Source organism: Neobacillus oceani (genome assembly GCF_046237595.1).
Taxonomy (GTDB): domain Bacteria; phylum Bacillota; class Bacilli; order Bacillales; family Cytobacillaceae; genus Bacillus_D; species Bacillus_D oceani.
In genome coordinates this window covers 1,528,996-1,545,489 of the sequence record NZ_CP143543.1, presented here as the reverse complement: position 1 = coordinate 1,545,489, position 16,494 = coordinate 1,528,996, and the positions used below count along the sequence as shown (strand labels likewise).

At 45.8% G+C, this 16,494-nt stretch carries 14 protein-coding genes; 5 read left to right on the top strand and 9 right to left on the bottom strand.

Translation table 11 applies throughout. The annotated features are described in order from the left end of the window. Positions 1-19: 19 nt before the first annotated feature. Both V1499_RS07760 and V1499_RS07755 read right to left on the bottom strand, forming a co-directional pair. The gene (locus tag V1499_RS07760; RefSeq protein ID WP_409275180.1) at positions 20-997 is read right to left on the bottom strand and encodes a rhodanese-related sulfurtransferase; all 978 of its coding nucleotides are present in this window, start codon (positions 995-997) and stop codon (positions 20-22) included. A 188-nt stretch (positions 998-1,185) separates the two neighbouring features. Next, the gene (locus V1499_RS07755; protein ID WP_409275179.1) at positions 1,186-1,431 is read right to left on the bottom strand and encodes a DUF1450 domain-containing protein; all 246 of its coding nucleotides are present in this window, start codon (positions 1,429-1,431) and stop codon (positions 1,186-1,188) included. A 246-nt stretch (positions 1,432-1,677) separates the two neighbouring features. Here V1499_RS07755 and V1499_RS07750 point away from each other — a divergent pair, with 246 nt between their 5' ends. Beyond that, positions 1,678-3,543 (top strand): hypothetical protein, encoded by a 1,866-nt coding sequence (locus V1499_RS07750; RefSeq protein WP_409275177.1) that lies wholly within the window; start codon positions 1,678-1,680, stop codon positions 3,541-3,543. Positions 3,544-4,045: 502 nt separating this feature from the next. Here the strand turns inward: V1499_RS07750 and V1499_RS07745 are convergent. Both V1499_RS07745 and V1499_RS07740 read right to left on the bottom strand, forming a co-directional pair. Further along, on the bottom strand, positions 4,046-4,975 hold the full coding sequence (locus V1499_RS07745) for an aldo/keto reductase (RefSeq protein ID WP_409275175.1): 930 nt from the start codon (positions 4,973-4,975) through the stop codon (positions 4,046-4,048). 39 nt (positions 4,976-5,014) lie between these two features. Continuing rightward, positions 5,015-5,596 carry a class I SAM-dependent methyltransferase gene (locus V1499_RS07740; RefSeq protein WP_409275173.1) on the bottom strand — a complete coding sequence of 194 codons (582 nt, stop codon included), beginning with the start codon at positions 5,594-5,596 and terminating at the stop codon, positions 5,015-5,017. A gap of 255 nt (positions 5,597-5,851) precedes the next feature. Between V1499_RS07740 and V1499_RS07735 the strand changes: the two genes are divergently transcribed. Both V1499_RS07735 and V1499_RS07730 read left to right on the top strand, forming a co-directional pair. Then, a complete protein-coding gene (locus tag V1499_RS07735) occupies positions 5,852-7,066 on the top strand; it encodes a thermonuclease family protein (RefSeq protein ID WP_409275172.1) in 1,215 nt (404 codons plus the stop codon). Between the two features lie 143 nt (positions 7,067-7,209). Further along, a complete protein-coding gene (locus V1499_RS07730) occupies positions 7,210-7,620 on the top strand; it encodes a DUF6944 family repetitive protein (RefSeq protein ID WP_409275170.1) in 411 nt (136 codons plus the stop codon). A 40-nt stretch (positions 7,621-7,660) separates the two neighbouring features. Here the strand turns inward: V1499_RS07730 and V1499_RS07725 are convergent, their stop codons facing one another. Genes V1499_RS07725 through V1499_RS07715 form a run of 3 tightly spaced genes read right to left on the bottom strand, consistent with a single transcriptional unit; the run spans position 7,661 to position 10,291 of the window. After that, positions 7,661-9,142 (bottom strand): amidase family protein, encoded by a 1,482-nt coding sequence (locus tag V1499_RS07725; RefSeq protein WP_409275169.1) that lies wholly within the window; start codon positions 9,140-9,142, stop codon positions 7,661-7,663. Positions 9,143-9,201: 59 nt separating this feature from the next. Next, a complete protein-coding gene (locus tag V1499_RS07720; RefSeq protein ID WP_409275167.1) occupies positions 9,202-9,411 on the bottom strand; it encodes a hypothetical protein in 210 nt (69 codons plus the stop codon). 52 nt (positions 9,412-9,463) lie between these two features. Then, entirely contained in the window at positions 9,464-10,291 is an 828-nt protein-coding gene (locus tag V1499_RS07715) for an alpha/beta fold hydrolase (RefSeq protein ID WP_409275165.1), read from the bottom strand. A gap of 532 nt (positions 10,292-10,823) precedes the next feature. Here V1499_RS07715 and sstT point away from each other — a divergent pair. Together sstT and V1499_RS07705 are read left to right on the top strand one after the other, a co-directional pair. Next, entirely contained in the window at positions 10,824-12,062 is a 1,239-nt protein-coding gene (sstT, locus tag V1499_RS07710; protein ID WP_409275164.1) for a serine/threonine transporter SstT, read from the top strand. Between the two features lie 249 nt (positions 12,063-12,311). Continuing rightward, positions 12,312-14,138, top strand: a complete 1,827-nt coding sequence (locus V1499_RS07705; protein ID WP_409275162.1) for a CocE/NonD family hydrolase — start codon at positions 12,312-12,314, stop codon at positions 14,136-14,138. 725 nt (positions 14,139-14,863) lie between these two features. Here V1499_RS07705 and V1499_RS07700 read toward each other — a convergent pair. Together V1499_RS07700 and V1499_RS07695 are read right to left on the bottom strand one after the other, a co-directional pair. After that, complete coding sequence (locus V1499_RS07700) at positions 14,864-15,592, bottom strand: gamma-glutamyl-gamma-aminobutyrate hydrolase family protein (protein ID WP_409275160.1); 729 nt, start codon at positions 15,590-15,592, stop codon at positions 14,864-14,866. Positions 15,593-15,693: 101 nt separating this feature from the next. After that, positions 15,694-16,446, bottom strand: coding sequence for a polysaccharide deacetylase family protein (locus tag V1499_RS07695; protein WP_409275158.1), 753 nt, complete (start codon positions 16,444-16,446; stop codon positions 15,694-15,696). Between the last annotated feature and the right edge of the window lie 48 nt (positions 16,447-16,494).

Below are 16,494 nucleotides of genomic sequence, written 5' to 3'. Positions count from 1 at the left end.
GGTTCGTCCCATTGTGTTTTTATTCACCAGCATGGTGGACAGGCGCTTCTTCACCAAGCTCTTTTAGGCGCTCGGCAACTTCCGCCTCGGTCAAACCATGTTCTTTTACATAAAGGTTCCGTGGATGGACACGGCACTCGTGCGTACATCCGCGCATATATTTGTGCTCGTTTTCCTCGGAGCAAAGGATTTGCTTATTGCATTCGGGGTTGGCGCAGTTTACATAGCGCTCGCATGGTTCACCTGTAAAATAGTCCTTCCCGACAACAACATGTTCGACCTGGTTGACCGGCACGGAAATCCTTTCGTCGAAGACATACATTTTTCCGTCCCACAGCTGCCCTTTCACCTCAGGGTCTTTCCCGTATGTTGCGATACCGCCATGAAGCTGGCTGACATCTTCAAAGCCTTCCTTCTTCAGCCAGCCCGAGAATTTCTCGCAGCGGATGCCGCCTGTGCAATAGGTGAGGATTTTCTTGCCTTCGAATTGGTCCTTATTTTCCCTGATCCAGTCAGGAAGGTCACGGAATGCCTTGATGTCAGGGCGAATAGCGCCGCGGAAATGGCCCAGGTCATACTCGTAGTCATTCCGGGCATCGATTACAACTGTTTCCGGATCCTGCATCGCTTTAAAGAACTCCTTCGGCTCCAAATAGTTGCCGGTTAGTTCATTCGGGTCAACATCATCCTCGAGCCTTAAGGTAACGAGCTCTGTACGTGGACGGACGTGCATTTTCTTAAACGCATGTGTATCCGATTCGTCGATTTTGAAAACCATATCGGCAAAGCGTTCGTCTTTCCGCATCGCCTTCATATAAGCATCGGTTTGTTCAACCGTACCGGAAACCGTGCCGTTGATGCCTTCCTCGGCAACCAGGATACGTCCCTTTAAACCTAGCTCCTTGCAAAACGACAGGTGCTCGGCTGCAAATTCCTCCGGATTGTCAATATGGACATATTTATAATAGAGCAAAACTCTATATGGATGTGTTGTCATTTTCCTTACTCCTATCTAAAATAACGCCAGTATTCGGCGTATGGATATTTTTATACCAAAAGGCATAAAAACATTGTATAAAAAATATCGCCTTTTTTCAATACAGCCTTAAAAAGCCAGTACTTAATAAATTTCCGCGAATTCCAATGTAATAACCGAGTTCCGTCCATCTAGCGGGCTGCTCGGCTTCATTTAAAAAACTCAAGCTCCTTTTCAATCTGCCTCCGGATTTTTTCAAGGCATTCCTCAGGAGTTTTGGCAAAAACCCTCTTTCCATTCACAATTGCAAACGGACTCCTCGCGCACATCCCGCAAAAGGACAGGCACTCATTCTGGAGGACAGACACTTCCGGGTATTCCGATTCAAGAATCGTTTCAATATCAAGCACGTTGATACGGTTGCTCTGGCATATATCCACGATGACAATGCCCATATCGGTCCCCTCCCCTTTTTAAAAAAAATCGTCAAATATAGTATACCCTTGACTCTCCGTTGATATTGGTGTTTTGCTCGTGAAGACAGTGTTTCAGAAAAGCTTTTGGGATATTGCCGTAGAAGCTTGTGCTCCATTTAACAGGAAAATAAATTTCCATAAAATACACTTTCTTCACATTTTTACCCACATAAAGAAATTCCACCCACCGAAACGTATGGTAAATTCGGTTAGGGGGTTTTACATTTGAAAAAGTCATTGAAGATTGCAGTACCTGCCCTTGCTCTTGGATTGGCATTCAGTTCCGTAGCGAACGTTTCGGCAACTACCGCAGGACAAAAATCCAACGTAAAGGTTTCGGCCTCCGTCACAGTCAAGGCGTCCGCCAAGGATAAAGAAGCAAAAAAGCGCCTTGCTTCCACCCTTAAGAATATCGCAAAGGTAGAAGCAAGCACGAGCAAACTGGCAAAAGCTACGGCCGAGCTGTATACGAAAGCGGCAACCGGTACAATTTCGGCAAAAGCCGAAGCTGAATTTTACTCGAGCACATCGGGCAAATTGAAGGCAAACAGCAACCAACTAAGAGCGTTGAAAACCCAGGTCGACAAGGTGGCCAAAAAATATGGAAAAACTGAATCAGTCATCGCGGCCTACGCTAAAATTACAGCGCAAACAAATGTAATCTCCATAGAACAAAAAAAGCTTGCTGATTTGCACAACCAGTTTATAAATGCGGATAAAGCAAGAGAAGCGGCCAAGCTGACTGCCTCCATTCAGGAAAATGTCGTGAAAGCTGAAGCAAAAGTCTCCTCTATTTCGAAAGCTACGGTTGAGTTCTATGCGAAAGCGGCCATCACGCCTGTTACGGCCAAGGCAGAATTGGATTTCTATAAAAAAGCCTCAGCTGACTTAGCTTCCGCATCAAAAGAGCTCGCGAATGCAAAAACGCAGCTCGATTGGGTAGTAAAGTCGTATGGGAAGACAGATGCAACGACAGCGCTCTATGCACGTATCACCGCTCAGAATGCTGCTATTGCCGTTGCAAAAAAGAACCTGGATGACTTGCACAGCCAGTTCCTTCAAAAAGAAGCCGCAAAGCAGCTCGCTTCGATCAATGAAGCCGTGCTAAAGGCTGAGGCAAAAGTGGCTGTACTTTCAAAGGCAACAGCCGAGTTCTATGCGAAAGCGGCAACCACTCCTGTCACGGCCCAGGCTGAGTTGGAATTTTATAAGAAAACCTCGGTTGATTTAACTTCTGTGTCTAACGAGTTTGCTAATGCGAAAAAGCAGCTCGATAGTCTAGTGAAGTCATCCGGCAAAACAGATGCAACGACAGCCCTCTATGCAAGAATAGCGGCACAGAATGAGGCAATTGCCGTGGCGAGAAAGAACCTGGATAATTTGCACAACCAGTATCTGCAAAAAGAGGCCGCAAAGCAGCTGGCTTCGATCAATGAAGCAGTGCTGAAGGCAGAAGCAAACCTCTCAGCCACTTCTAAGAATATTTCGGATTTCTATGCGAAAGCTGCAAGCACATCGGTCCCCGCAATAGAAGAAGCTAATTTTTACAAAAAGGCGGCAGGCGACATTCATGCGCATGCAGTCCTCTTGTCTTCTTTAAAAAAGCAGCTTGACGCTCAAGTCAAGGTGACCGGGAAGAACGATGTGTCGGCTGCCATTTATGCAAAAATCACCGTCCAAACAACGGCTAATGCCGCTTTGAAAAAGAAGCTTGACGAATTGCACAGCCAGTACCTGAAGTCTGAAGCAGCGAAACAAGTAGCCGTGATTTCCGGCGAGGTGGCCAAAGTCGAAGCAAAAGTTGCTGCAAATTCGAAGGCAATCGTCGATTTTTATGCTAAAGCAGCAACCACTCCTGTTACTGCAAAAGCAGAAGCTGAATTTTACGTGAGCATGACGGGCGAACTTGCCACAAGCTCCGTCCAGCTTGCTGGACTGAAAAAGCAGCTCGATGAATATGTCAAAAAACACGGGAATACAGAAGCTTCATTATCGGTTTATGCGAAAATAAACGCGCAGAATCAAGCAATTGCCGCGGCAAGCAAAACTCTTCTCGAATTGCATATTAACTTCAAACCGGCATCTGCTTAATTTTCCAAGGAAGGCCTATAATGGGCCTTCCTTTTGCTTATGTTACTTATAACCGACCGAAGATAAAATTTTATTATTCAGACTTTTACAAGGCCTGCCCTCCGGAGGGAACCGGCTTATGACCTCGAGCTGTAACAAATCATCGCTTTATCAAGCGAAGATTTGTTACAAGATACTCAACGATGCCTTTTCTGGATGAAAACTGGCTAGGCGCTCCTCGGAAAAGAAAAAAACTTTTCCTTCGTGCGATGCTATGCTGCGGTAGCTTTCCTTGTGGAGCTGGATTACAATAACTTATTTCGAGTTATCCACAAGGTTTCATTTTAAAAATTTCCTGGTGAAATAAAAAAGACTGTAGGCAAACCCGGACCTTCGAGTTTGTCTACAGTCTGCCAGGAAGGCCTTTTACCGTGCCTTCCTTTTTCGTTTTATGCAAGGTGCAGTTGGGGCTCCAACCATAAAGCCTATAATAGTGTCAGTATCGAAGCTAAAGCCATTAAACCTACTCCCTAAACGCAAGGTCGATTTGGCGTATTTCATCTTCCGTTAAGCCGACCTCCAAAGTTCTCAGGTTATGCAGAACTTGTTCTGGACGTTTTGCGCCTGGGATAATCGCATCAATGACATCGCGTGTCAAATACCAGGCGAGAATGACATTTGCAATATCCGCTCCCTTTTGCTCAGCGATTTCCCTAACCTTATCTACTTTTTCCAAAGCTGCCTCAAAGGTTTGCTTCTCGAAAAATTTCCCGCGCTTCCCTTCAAGGTTTGTATTCCTGTCGTACTTCCCGGTCAAAAGCCCTTTTGCTAGCGGGAAATAAGGGATAAATGAAATATTTTTTTCGCGGAAATATGGAAATAAGCCCTGCTCGGCACTGCGGTTCAGCAAATTATATTCGCCTTGGTAAACATCGATGTAGCCATCCTTATTTGCTTCCTTCAACTGCTCAAGTGAAAAGTTGGAGACGCCGATCGCGCGGATTTTCCCTTCATCCTTCAGCCGCTTCAACGCTCCGACCGCCTCGTCCTTTGGCGTATCCTTGTCCGGAAAATGAATATAAAACAAATCGATATAGTCCGACTGTAGGCGTTTTAGGCTTTCCTCGACGGAACGGGTCAAAAATGCAGGGTCATTGTTATGGACAACTTCATTCCCGGCAAATGTATAGGAAGCTTTTGTGGCAATGACCGTTTCCGACCGTTTACCTGCCTCTTTTACCACCTGTCCGATAATTTCCTCGGACCGCCCCAATCCGTAATAGTATGCAGTATCGAAAAAATTGAGGCCATTTTCCAAACCGACCCGGATCATGTCAAAGCTTGCCGTTTCATCGATATTCGGATAAATATTATGCCCCCCGACCGCATTCGTTCCCATGCCAATCGGATTCACCTCTAATTCCGTCCTCCCAAGCCGCGTCTTACGTACCATTCCCAACCATCCTCCCAATATGTAGTAATCTTATCATCATCATAACAAACCGGGCTTTCTACAAAAAATGATTTGCCGCCCTTCTAGTTCACTTTCTTCAAAAAAGAGAACCTCCCACTCTCCAAATTGCTCCAGCAGTTCATTCGGCTTAAGCCGAAATTGTTCTGAAACCTTCCCACCTGCCTTATTAGGAGAATCATAATACGTCTCCATAAAGAAATGGCCTCCTTCCTTCAAAAGGCGTTTCAGATAAGGAAACAAGGCACGGTCCAAATAATTCGTAATCACAATGAGGTCATAGGTGCCATTTTTAAACGGCAAATTTTCCAAATTGGTCAGGTCCATAACCGAGGCATGGACATTTAATCCCCTCTTCATAGCGAGCTCCCGTACAAACCCAATGGCTGTTTCCGAAATATCGACAGCTTCAACCACGTAACCCTGTTCTGCCAAAAACAGGCTATTCCCGCCTAGGCCACAAGCGAGGTCAAGTGCAGTCCCTCCCAGAACAGTCGGAGTAAGGTTTTTCAACCTCTCATTTGGCAAAGGGTCCGCCATGTCCTCCAACCGCTCTTTATGCTTCTTGTCCCATTTTGCTCTTGCATAGTCTGATTGCCGCATGAAGCTGCTTTCCTCCCTTCCATAGGCGTTTCATTATTTAAGTTCCACAAAACGTTTGTTAGACCCTTCTTTGTAAAAAAATATCGCATATCCATTGCCGGTTTATAGTGGTTCTTTCTATTAATAGGATTTTTCATCGATCCACTGTTGCTTGACGAAGTAACTTATTTCCCTATAAACCATTAAATACCAACATATCTAACTTAAAAATATTGGTATAATTGGTAGCGAATGATTATTAGGGGGAAAGAGAAGTTGAAGCTTATTAAGACCATTATGATGATTTTGCTGCTGTTGTTTTTGTTGATCCTTACGACTGCGGCACCAATCGCTCTGATTGGCGTGGCTGTTTACGGGGCAGGTTTTTGGCTGAGCCACCAGAAGTCAAAGGGCAAGGTTTATTTTAAAAAACCCTGGTTGTTCGTGACAGCGGGAGTCGTTTTGACCTTTATTCTTGTCGGGACGTTTGCCGAGGCTACCGAGGGCCAGGCCTCTTCCAAGCCAGCTGTAAAAATTGACAAGAATGCTGGCGAAAAGAAAGCCGCTATAGATAAAGAGAAAGCGGACGAAAAAGACAAGGAAGAACTTTTAGCAAAACAAGCCGCTGAGGAAAAGGCCAAAGAGGAAGCGGAGAAAGCAAAAGCTGAGGCTGAGGCAAAAAAACTAGCTGAAGAGAAAGCAAAAGCCGAAGCAGAAGCGAAAAAACAGGCTGAGGAAAAAGCAAAGGCTGAAGCGGAAGCGAAACGTAAAGCTGAAACTGAGGCGAAAGCGCAGGAAGAAAAAACAAATGCGCTCGTTGCCGCCCTTGCACTTGAAAAGGTTACCGTTGGCCGTGTAGTAGACGGGGATACAATCCATACAACCGACGGCAGGAAAATCCGCTTCGTCGGAGTAAATACGCCGGAGTCAACGACTAGGCACGAACCCTACGGCAAGGAAGCAAGCGATTATACGAAATCGAGATTAAATGGGAAACAAATCTGGATCCAAAAAGATGTGAGCGATACCGACCGGTACGGACGCCTGCTTCGCATCATCTGGCTAGCTGTCCCAACGAATGACATGGACGAAAAGGAAATCCGCGCGAAAATGTTCAATGCAGAGCTCGTCCTGAACGGGTACGCGGAACCTTCCACCTACCCTCCTGACGTAAAATACAGCAATTACTTCGTGAAGTTCGCACGGGAGGCGCGCCAAAACAATAAGGGGCTATGGACATATGGGCCGAACGGGACAACAAAAGGCGACCTTGATCCGAAATCGTCCGCACAAGGCACTTCACAACCTAAGCCCGCTGCGTCCCAGCCTGCTAAATCAACTGCAACGACACCACCCGCCGGAACGAAATCCGAGTTTTTCAAAAACTGTACGGAGTTAAGGAAAAAGTATCCGAACGGCGTGCCATCGACGCATCCAGCCTATCAGGCAAAAATGGACAGGGACAAAGACAACTACGCCTGTGAACGATAAAGAGTGAAGCCATTTCGGCTTCACTTTTTTAATGGAAAAAAGTTTTTCCGGAAAGATTACCAACCAGAATATCAGTTACTGTTCAAACAATTGAGACGCCTGTTGAATACATTAAAAGTATCATTGCCGGGGCGGTGTCTTAAATGGAGTATGCCAAGTCAACAAAACAGAAAGAAAAGAGTGTTCAGGAGAAAGAACTTGAGGCGCTTAAATTAACTCTTGAAAAGCAAATCGCAATCTCGATTTGGATCCAGGCAATTGGGCAAATAATGGAAGCAATACTCGTCTTAAAGCTATTAGCTTTAAGTGAAAAAACAGAAGGAGAGCAAACGCTGGCCACCGGGGTTGTGATTCAGATGATTGGGCAAATTGTGGAGTCGATAGGTGTAACCAAAGAAGTGACGCTGCGGGCACCAAGTGTTCTGCCAGAGGCCCAGCGAATTGCCATCACCGGTGACTGGCTCCAATCGATCGGCGCCGCAATTGAAGCGATTGGAGGAGAGATGGTCATCAACGAAGAACAGCAAGCCGGACGTCCTGGTTTTGTACCATAAAGGGCGATTAAGTGAGGCAGAGGAAATTCCCCTGCTTCACTCACTTCAAGCTTATCCATTGGCTCGTTTGCTCGAGCTGGCCTGCTAGCCGGAATAGAGTGTCTTCTTTTCCTTTGGCCGCCATAAATTGAACGCCGCATGGGAGACCGTTTTTTGTCATGTGCATCGGTACGGACATTGCAGGCTGGCCAGTTAAATTCGCCAGTTGGGTAAAAGGGGTCCTCATCAGGCTTTTCTCGGCAAGCTGGTCGACAATCCCTATTTTTTTGAGGACACCTCCCATTCCTGACCTCCCAACTATCTGAATCGCCATCCTTTCAGCGGGCCCGGGTTCCAATTCGCCTATTTTTGCCGGTGGAAACGCTGTCGTTGGAGTTATGTAAAAGTCATAGGTTTCATGGAATTCTTCCATCTGATATGCCGCCCGATCCCATTCCCTGAGTCCAAGGACAAAATCCTCAGCGGTCGTGGCTTTTCCTAAAAGCCCAAGCAGCCAAGTGGTTGGTTCGACATCTCTGAACCTCGTTCTTCTGCCGAGAGTATCTTCAAGGGAGGCCAGTGTTGCTGCAATTTCACCGAAATACAGGATTAAATAACTGTTTGCGATCTTTTTCCCATTGACGGGTGCATGCACTTCATCGACATGATGCCCCATTCCTTCCAACAGCTTTGCAGTTTTATAAACTGCTTCCTTGCATTCCGAATCGACCTCCGTGCCAATTGGCGAACTCACTGAAAAGGCAAATCGCCTCCCCTTTTCAAGCGAAATGCCAACCTCTTCAAGATAGGATCCATTATTTGGAGGAGCAAGGAAAGCTGCCCCTTTTTCATTTACAGCAAGTTCGTCCAGCATGGCTGCACTGTCCCTTACGGATTTGGAGAGTATATGGTCGACTGAAGCACCTTGCCAATGCCTTCCGAAAGATGGCCCTACAGGCGTTCTTCCCCTTGTAGGCTTCATTCCGAACAAACCGCAATAGGAAGCAGGTATTCGAATGGACCCTCCTCCGTCATTCGCTCCCGCAATAGGAACCATTCCCGAAGCAACCGCTGCCGCCGAGCCCCCGCTCGATCCGCCCGGTGTATGGTCATCATTCCATGGATTCCTAGTGGGTCCATAATGGACAGGTTCCGTTATGCCCATCAAAGCGAATTCCGGAACATTTGTCTGGCCCAGGAAAATTGCGCCTGTTTCCCTTACCTTCCGTACAAAATTCGAATCCCGTTTTGCCCTGTAGGTCTGCAACGACCGGGATCCGGAAGTCAACGGCTCTCCCTCAATTTCCTGTGTAATATCTTTCATGAGCATCGGAACTCCCGCAAATGCACCATCATCGCTCGTCTCCTCTGCCGCCAAACGCCCCTTTTCATACATTTTGTTGATGACCGCATTCAAACTGGGATTCAGCATTTCAATCTTTTTTATTGCTTCCTCCACCAACTCCCTTGGGTGAATTTCTTTCTTTTTTACAAGCTCAGCCAACCCAAGTCCATCGTAATCTTTATACTCATGAAACGCCAAAGCCTTCTTCCTCCCCCGAGTGTTTACTGTATTTATTCTCTTTCCGAGATTCCTATCCTTTAATTTTTCATCGCACAAGCCAGATGTTTTCCCGTTCTATGTAAGTTTGCACCCTGATAAACTGTTTCGACACTTCCAAAGAAGGCTGTAAAATGACAGGAAGAAAAACTGACCACTCTCCAAACGGTTTCCCCTTTTTCTTTTTTCATGGCCTGCAGGAATATTTCCAAAGAGAATTTGCCAACCAGTTTGAAAAAAGCAGGAGGCAACACTGCCTCCTGCCATTTCCTCTTCCTTTGATCCAGCAGGAACGTCCCTCTCCTACTTTTGGCCGCTAAGGAATTGGGCAACGATTTCGTTAAACTTCTCGCTATGCTCCCAAAACATCATGTGCCCTCCGAGAACCTTTACATTTGCATTCGGAGTCAGCTTTTGGAGGTATTCATTTGCCTTATCTGCCCAATGCTCAGCAACAATGTTGAGAGTAGGAACAGAGCTGCCTGCACGTTTTGCTTCTTCACGATAGTCTGAGAACATCCCACTGGCAAACAAATTCGCGGCTATATAATATGGAGTTTTCATGGATTGTTCAACAATCCAGTTCAGTTCTTCTTCCCCTAACTCCCTTTGAATCATGACGCCGGTTGTATAGCCATTGATAAACTCCCTTTGCCCCATTGGATTCCTAAGGAACGCATTGTAAGCTCCTCCAATATCATCAAGAGTTCCCTCTACCCATTCCGTCTCCTGGTTTATCGATAATGATTTTGGCGGCATATCCACAAATATTAGCGACTTGATATTTTCTGTCCCATGCTGCCTAATATATTCCCAAATGGTTAAACATCCGAACGACCAGCCTACAAGAGTAACGTTCTCAAGTTCCAATGCTGCCATGACCGCGGCCAAATCAGATCCATGGGTTACATAATCATTCCCATGAAGCGTTATTGAAGAACGCCCATGGCTCCTCGGATCAAAAACAATCGTACGGTTCGTTTTTGAAAAATGCTCCATCTGCGCAGAAAATACTTCTGTAGTGAACGTAAAACCAGGGATGAAAACGATTGGATCCCCACTCCCAGCCTCCTGGACAAACAACTCCACTCCCGGTTCGACTTCAATATACGTTCCAGCTGCACTTGACATATACTTCATTCCCTCCATTCTTTTCCTACCATCCTATTTAATGATATTTAGGCAAATCGCTAAAAAATCCCTTCTTTATAAAAATATAATTTACACAATATTTTAATATTTAAATGTTGGATGCCCGGCATTATAGCAGATTTGCAAAAGATACCTACCGTTTCCTTCAGGTCCAAATCACCCTGGACGGTGTAAATAGAATGCATGGAACAAATGAGCATGTCACCTTCGAAAATTTAATGAATCCCATTCTCTTTTATATTGAAATAATAAAAGAAGTACAGAAATGAACAGGCTCAGGAATCACGGGTAGGCTCCTGAATCTTTATATTAACGAAAATATTAATGGTTTTTTATTGAACAAATGTAATTTAAAGGTTTTATTTCCATGTTTCTTTCGGACAAAGTGATTTTCCTCATTGTAATATTTCTAAATTTTCAATATAATAATCTAAATTAAAGTTATTCATAGATAGCTTTAAAGGCTATCATCAAGAAGCAGCAAGTCAATTCGCACAAACGGGGGGAGAATATGAAAGGTCTATTTAAGAAGTGGAATCAATTAAGCCTGGTCAAGCAAATCATCATCGGTTTGGTGGTTGGCATCATCCTGGCTGTTGCGATTCCCAGCGCAGCAAAGCCTTTAGTTATTTTAGGTTCATTATTTGTAGGCGCCCTGAAAGCAATCGCGCCAATTTTGGTTCTGTTCCTGGTCATGGCGGCCATCGCACAGCATAAGAGCGGCCAACAAACGAATATGAAATCAATCATTGTCCTTTATCTATTGGGAACTTTCCTTGCTGGATTAATCGCGGTAATTGTAAGCTTTATCTTCCCTGTGGGCTTGACACTTGCAGAAGGCGCGGAGGATTTGGCGGCTCCGGGTGGAGTTGTCGAAGTCCTGAAGTCCTTGCTTCTGAACGTTGTCGACAATCCTGTAAAAGCCATTTTCAATGCGAACTATATCGGAATCCTTGCCTGGGCAATCGTCCTGGGGATTGCCCTGCGCAATGCTCCGGATACAACCAAAACACTTATTTCCAATTTTTCCGATGCTATAACAAAAGTTGTTACATGGGTAATAAAATTGGCTCCGCTCGGCATCATGGGCCTAGTTATTGAGTCGATCACAACAAGTGGCCTTGAGTCTTTGTTGAGCTATGGCAAACTGTTGGCCGTTTTAATCGGCTGCATGCTGTTCGTCGCATTCATTGTCAATCCGCTGATCGTATACTTTACAGCCCGCATGAATCCATATCCGCTGGTTTTCCAAGTTGTACGCGAAAGCGGGATTACCGCCTTCTTTACACGCAGCTCTGCTGCCAACATTCCTGTAAATATGAGACTTTGCGAAAAGCTTGGATTGGACAAGGATACGTATTCCGTCTCTATTCCGCTAGGCGCAACCGTCAATATGGCTGGTGCTGCTGTAACAATTTCCGTTTTAACACTCGCGGCTGTCCATACACTCGGAATTCAGGTTGATATCCCAACAGCGATCATTCTTAGTGTAGTTGCAGCAATTTGCGCATGCGGCGCATCCGGAGTAGCCGGCGGCTCATTATTGCTGATTCCTCTCGCTGCAAGCTTGTTCGGGATTCCAAACGATATTGCAATGCAAATCGTTGGCGTTGGCTTTATCATCGGCGTCCTCCAAGACTCTTTTGAAACAGCGCTCAATTCTTCAACTGACGTCCTGTTCACAGCGGCGGCTGAGTACAGGGAACGCCGAAAAGAAGGAAAAAGCATTAGTATGAAAAAAGCAATCTAATTTAAAGTGAGGCAGAGGACAGAATCCTCTGCCTCTTTTATTTTGTAAAAGAGATAGGATCCTCTGCCTTACGTAATTCCACTTCCCATGGCCTCTTCGATTTTTTCTCGCCACATTTCTACACTACCAGCGTGTAAATTTGCAAAATACTCCATAAGTACCCTTCTATTTAGTACCTTTACAGTATTTAACAATACAGCCCGCTTGCCTACTATTAATGTAAGCTTTTTAAATAAAGGAGGAACGGCTATGAAGTGGAGAAATATCCGTGCATGTATCTCACTGTTGTTGATGTTTGCGCTTTTAGCAAGCCCCGCCTTAAGCAATGCTTCTTCAAAAGGAACCTCCCCTGCAAAGCCAACAGCGAGTTTGCACCAATGGGAGGAAACAATTTATGACCGGCCGGAGCAATTCTCAGGCTATAAAACAATAAAAGACCTCTTTATCACGATGCGCGATGGAGTCATCCTCACAGCAGACGTGCATCTCCCGGACGGGCCAGGCCCATTCCCTGTCATCCTTACACAAACCCCTTATAATAAAAATGTCAGCAATAAGGAAAATTTAAACGAATACTTTATTAAGCGCGGCTATGCCCACATGGTTGTCGATGTCAGGGGGACCGGTACATCCCAGGGCACGTGGGACTCCTTTGGCGAAGCGGAGCAGCTCGATGGAAAAGAGCTTGTCGAATGGGCGGCCCGCCAGCCGTGGAGCACCGGAAAAGTTGGACTGTACGGCTCATCCTACAGGGCAATTAATCAGCTTCTAACCGCTTCACATCAGCCGGACGGTTTGAAGGCTATTTTTCCGATTGTCCCGATGGCCGACATGTACCGGGACATCCTGATGTCGGGCGGCCTCGTTAATACAGGCTTCATTCCGCTCTGGCTTGGCCTTGTAACCGGAAGCGGTTTGCTTCCGCCAACATACACACTTTCAGAGCCGATCATGGCTTCCACCCTGTTGATAAGCCATGCCGGGCAAACGACAGGGTTTCCTGCCAGTACCCTAAGTTCCGTCTTGACTGGAGGGGAATTTGCGTATGACGGCCCGCAATCATGGCTTCGGTCTCCAATCACTGTGGCAGACCGAATCAACGTACCTGCATTTTTTACAGGCGGCCTTCATGATTTATTCCAGCGGGGAACGCCCCTTCTTTATGAAAAACTAAGGGCCAACGGCATCACAACGAAGCTGCTCATGGGGAACTGGACGCACGGGGATTATGGGAGCGGCCTTCCTGATGGCAATGTCCCTGCCCTCGATCAAATCGCGCTTAGGTGGTTCGACCAGTACTTGATGGGGATTAACACGAACATCAACAAAATTCCGGACGTCACACAATACGTAATTGGAGAAGATAAATTTATCGTCCAGCCTGGCTGGCCACATCAGAAAACAGCAGCTGAAAAATATTACTTGCGGGCGGGAAATCTTCTTACGAAAGACACCCCTGCGTTGCTTGAACCTTCCAAGTCGATGCTACAACAGCCATTGAATGGGATATGCTCTGGCAGTACAAATCAATGGATGGCTGGTACGCCAAGCGCCATTCCATGTACAAAGGACAATCGCCTGACCGAATTGACGGAGATCACCTATACGACTGCACCCGCAAGCTCAGACCTCATGGTATCCGGGCCAATTGCCGCGAATATCTTCGCAAAAACAACAGCCAGGGAACTTGTCCTGTCTGTCCGGCTGACAGATGTCGCGCCAGATGGAAGCTCGAAGGAAATAACGGCAGGCTGGCTCGCCGCCTCCCATCGGGCAGTGGATGAAAGGAAAAGCAGGTTTTTGGATGGGCAAAACATCCAGCCATGGCATCCATTCACGAAGGCCACTGTAAGGGAGGTCAAACCGGGAGAAGTCATGGAACTGAACGTTGAAATTTTCCCTTCAAATTTTGTTATAAAAGAAGGGCACAGGCTCCGCGTCGCTATAGGTCCAAGCGACTTCCCGCATTCGATTTCGCCTGTACCAAATCTTCTAAACCAGCTTGGCGGCATAGCAACCATACTAAGCAACAAAACTTATCCATCCCACGTTGTCCTTCCGGTCGTTAAGGAGTAGCGCCTAGTAGGAATTTCTCTTGAAAAATCGAAAAGGAGCCCGATTATCAGAAATCGGGCTCCTTTTTCATAGATAAATTATTTGTTAAATTTCTGCGGTAACTTAATGAACATATAATCCCCTATTCATCTCTCTGTCGTGACAATGAGTATTATAATTTTAAAAAAGTTCTCCTTAGCCATTTGCCGTTAGTACCTTTTTTTCCAGATTGATGCTTCCGCAACGGAAACAAACCTTTGACGAATTGGTAAGCTGTGTCTTGCATTTGATGCACCTTTTGATTTTATCCTTCATCCCTGTTCCCTCCCAGAGAATTAATGCAAAGCGCCTAAGCAAGTGTACATAGAAAAAAACTGTAATTAGCCTATCTATTCGGCCCCTGAGCAAACAACAGCCGCTTCTCTGTAAGGGCCTTTCCAGGAAGCCCTCTTTATTTTATTTGATTCAGACCTGGGAAAAAAGGTTACAAAAACAGGACTTCCTTTCTAGTAATAGAACCAATCTATTCTATTATTCTACATTGATGGTGGAAAATCCTTTGCTTCGGCCATTTAAAATCAGAAAAGACAGAAAATTTTATGATGAAGGATTTCCATTTAATTAAACTGGCACGACATGTTTTTCTTTATCTCCACCACCCTTGTCCCGACGCCTGCTTTTACTTTTCAAAAAAATAAAAACAGGAAACGGCCTTATACCGTCTCCTGGGATTTCGACTTTATATTTTAAAAAACAGGAACCTTCACGCTGCAAGCGATAAATTCCTTGAATAGCCGGTTCATGGCTTCATCAGTTGGGGCGAGCGATTCCGGATGCCACTGGACGCCAATCGTAAATCTGGAAGGCTTTGCGTATTCAACCGCCTCCACAATGCCATCCGCCGACCGCGCCACAACGCTCAAATCATCGGCCACTATGTCCAGCGCCTGATGGTGAATGCTGTTCACCCTAACCCGGCCGGTACCGAAAATTTGAAACAGCCTGCTGTCGGGAGAGACTGAAATCCAGTGTGAATCCTTGTTTCTTGCAATCTTTTGCCCATGCTGGATTGATTCAGGCATCTGGCTCGGAATGTCCTGGATCAATGTCCCGCCGAGGGCAACGTTTAGGATTTGGCTGCCCCTGCAGATGCCGAGCAACGGAATATCATGTTCAATCGCATACCTCGCGATGGCAATTTCGGCCAAGTCCCGTTCAAGAATGGTAGGGCCCAAATTACGATGCGGCTCCTGCCCATACAAATCCGGGTTGACATCCTCGCCGCCACTGAGGATAACCGCATCAACCAGAGGGAGCATGTCAAGCGCCATTTCCGGGCTGATGTATGGAAGAATGATCGGTATTCCCCCATTCGCAGCTACAACCTTATGATAATCGTGATGGACATAGACGCCTTCCATATTTTCATTATGCTTTACGTAGGCAGAAGTAATCCCAATTACCGGCTTTCTCATCCCATTTCCCCCAATATTGTATTTTACTCTGTATATCCAAAATATAACACAAAACCATTGGGGGACCAGTGAGAAAAATACCTTTTTACAGAAGGAATGCACTAAGGATTAAGCAATAAGACGGGGACCACTGAATTCGAATGGGAAAGCAGTTCTGAAACGGTTACACATTTATAGCCCCTTTTGTAGAGGCTTTCCAATATATACTCTACAGCCTTCACCGTTTGCGACCTGTCACCCCCGGCGTCATGGAGTATGACAATGTCACCCGGCTTCGTATCGTAAAGGACATTTCTCGCAATTCTTTTGGCGCCCGGCTTTTTCCAATCTCTTGTATCTTGATGCCAGGTCCAAAGAACGACATAATAGCCGTTATCAATTGAAGTCTCAATAATCTGCTCGTCATAATATCCGGCGATCGGGCGGAACAGTGTCGGGGCCTTGCCAGTAATTCTTTTAATCAGGTCACTGTTTTTCCTTAATTCCGCTTTAAGGACATTCGGGTTTTTCATATCCCGAAATTTATGCCGATACGTATGGTTGGCAATTTCATGGCCCTCTATTGCCTGTCGCTTCAGAATTTCCGGGAATCGCTCCGCTTCTTTCCCAATGACAAAAAAGGTTCCTTTCGCATTGTATTTCTTCATCGCATCAAGAATTTGGATTGTATAAAGTGGATCAGGCCCGTCGTCGAAGGTAAGCGCGATCAGCTTTTCCTTCGTATCCGCTTCCCAGAAAACAAGGCCGGTTTTCTCATACTTCCAGCGTTTAATTTCATTTGCATGGGTTGGTTTTGCCACAGGCATATAAAGGATGAACAAGGAACAAAAGGCTATTATCGTTTTTTTCATCATTGGCACTTCCAAACTGTTTGTTTAAACCCTATTTTCTGCTTAGCTGCA

Coding starts and splice junctions, on each gene's coding strand:
- V1499_RS07730 (WP_409275170.1), top strand. CDS start 7,210: ATGGAGTATGCCAAGTCAACAAAACAGAAAGAAAAGAGTGTTCAGGAG.
- V1499_RS07740 (WP_409275173.1), bottom strand. CDS start 5,596: ATGCGGCAATCAGACTATGCAAGAGCAAAATGGGACAAGAAGCATAAA.
- sstT (WP_409275164.1), top strand. CDS start 10,824: ATGAAAGGTCTATTTAAGAAGTGGAATCAATTAAGCCTGGTCAAGCAA.
- V1499_RS07705 (WP_409275162.1), top strand. CDS start 12,312: ATGAAGTGGAGAAATATCCGTGCATGTATCTCACTGTTGTTGATGTTT.
- V1499_RS07715 (WP_409275165.1), bottom strand. CDS start 10,291: ATGTCAAGTGCAGCTGGAACGTATATTGAAGTCGAACCGGGAGTGGAG.
- V1499_RS07700 (WP_409275160.1), bottom strand. CDS start 15,592: ATGAGAAAGCCGGTAATTGGGATTACTTCTGCCTACGTAAAGCATAAT.
- V1499_RS07760 (WP_409275180.1), bottom strand. CDS start 997: ATGACAACACATCCATATAGAGTTTTGCTCTATTATAAATATGTCCAT.
- V1499_RS07745 (WP_409275175.1), bottom strand. CDS start 4,975: ATGGTACGTAAGACGCGGCTTGGGAGGACGGAATTAGAGGTGAATCCG.
- V1499_RS07755 (WP_409275179.1), bottom strand. CDS start 1,431: ATGGGCATTGTCATCGTGGATATATGCCAGAGCAACCGTATCAACGTG.
- V1499_RS07695 (WP_409275158.1), bottom strand. CDS start 16,446: ATGATGAAAAAAACGATAATAGCCTTTTGTTCCTTGTTCATCCTTTAT.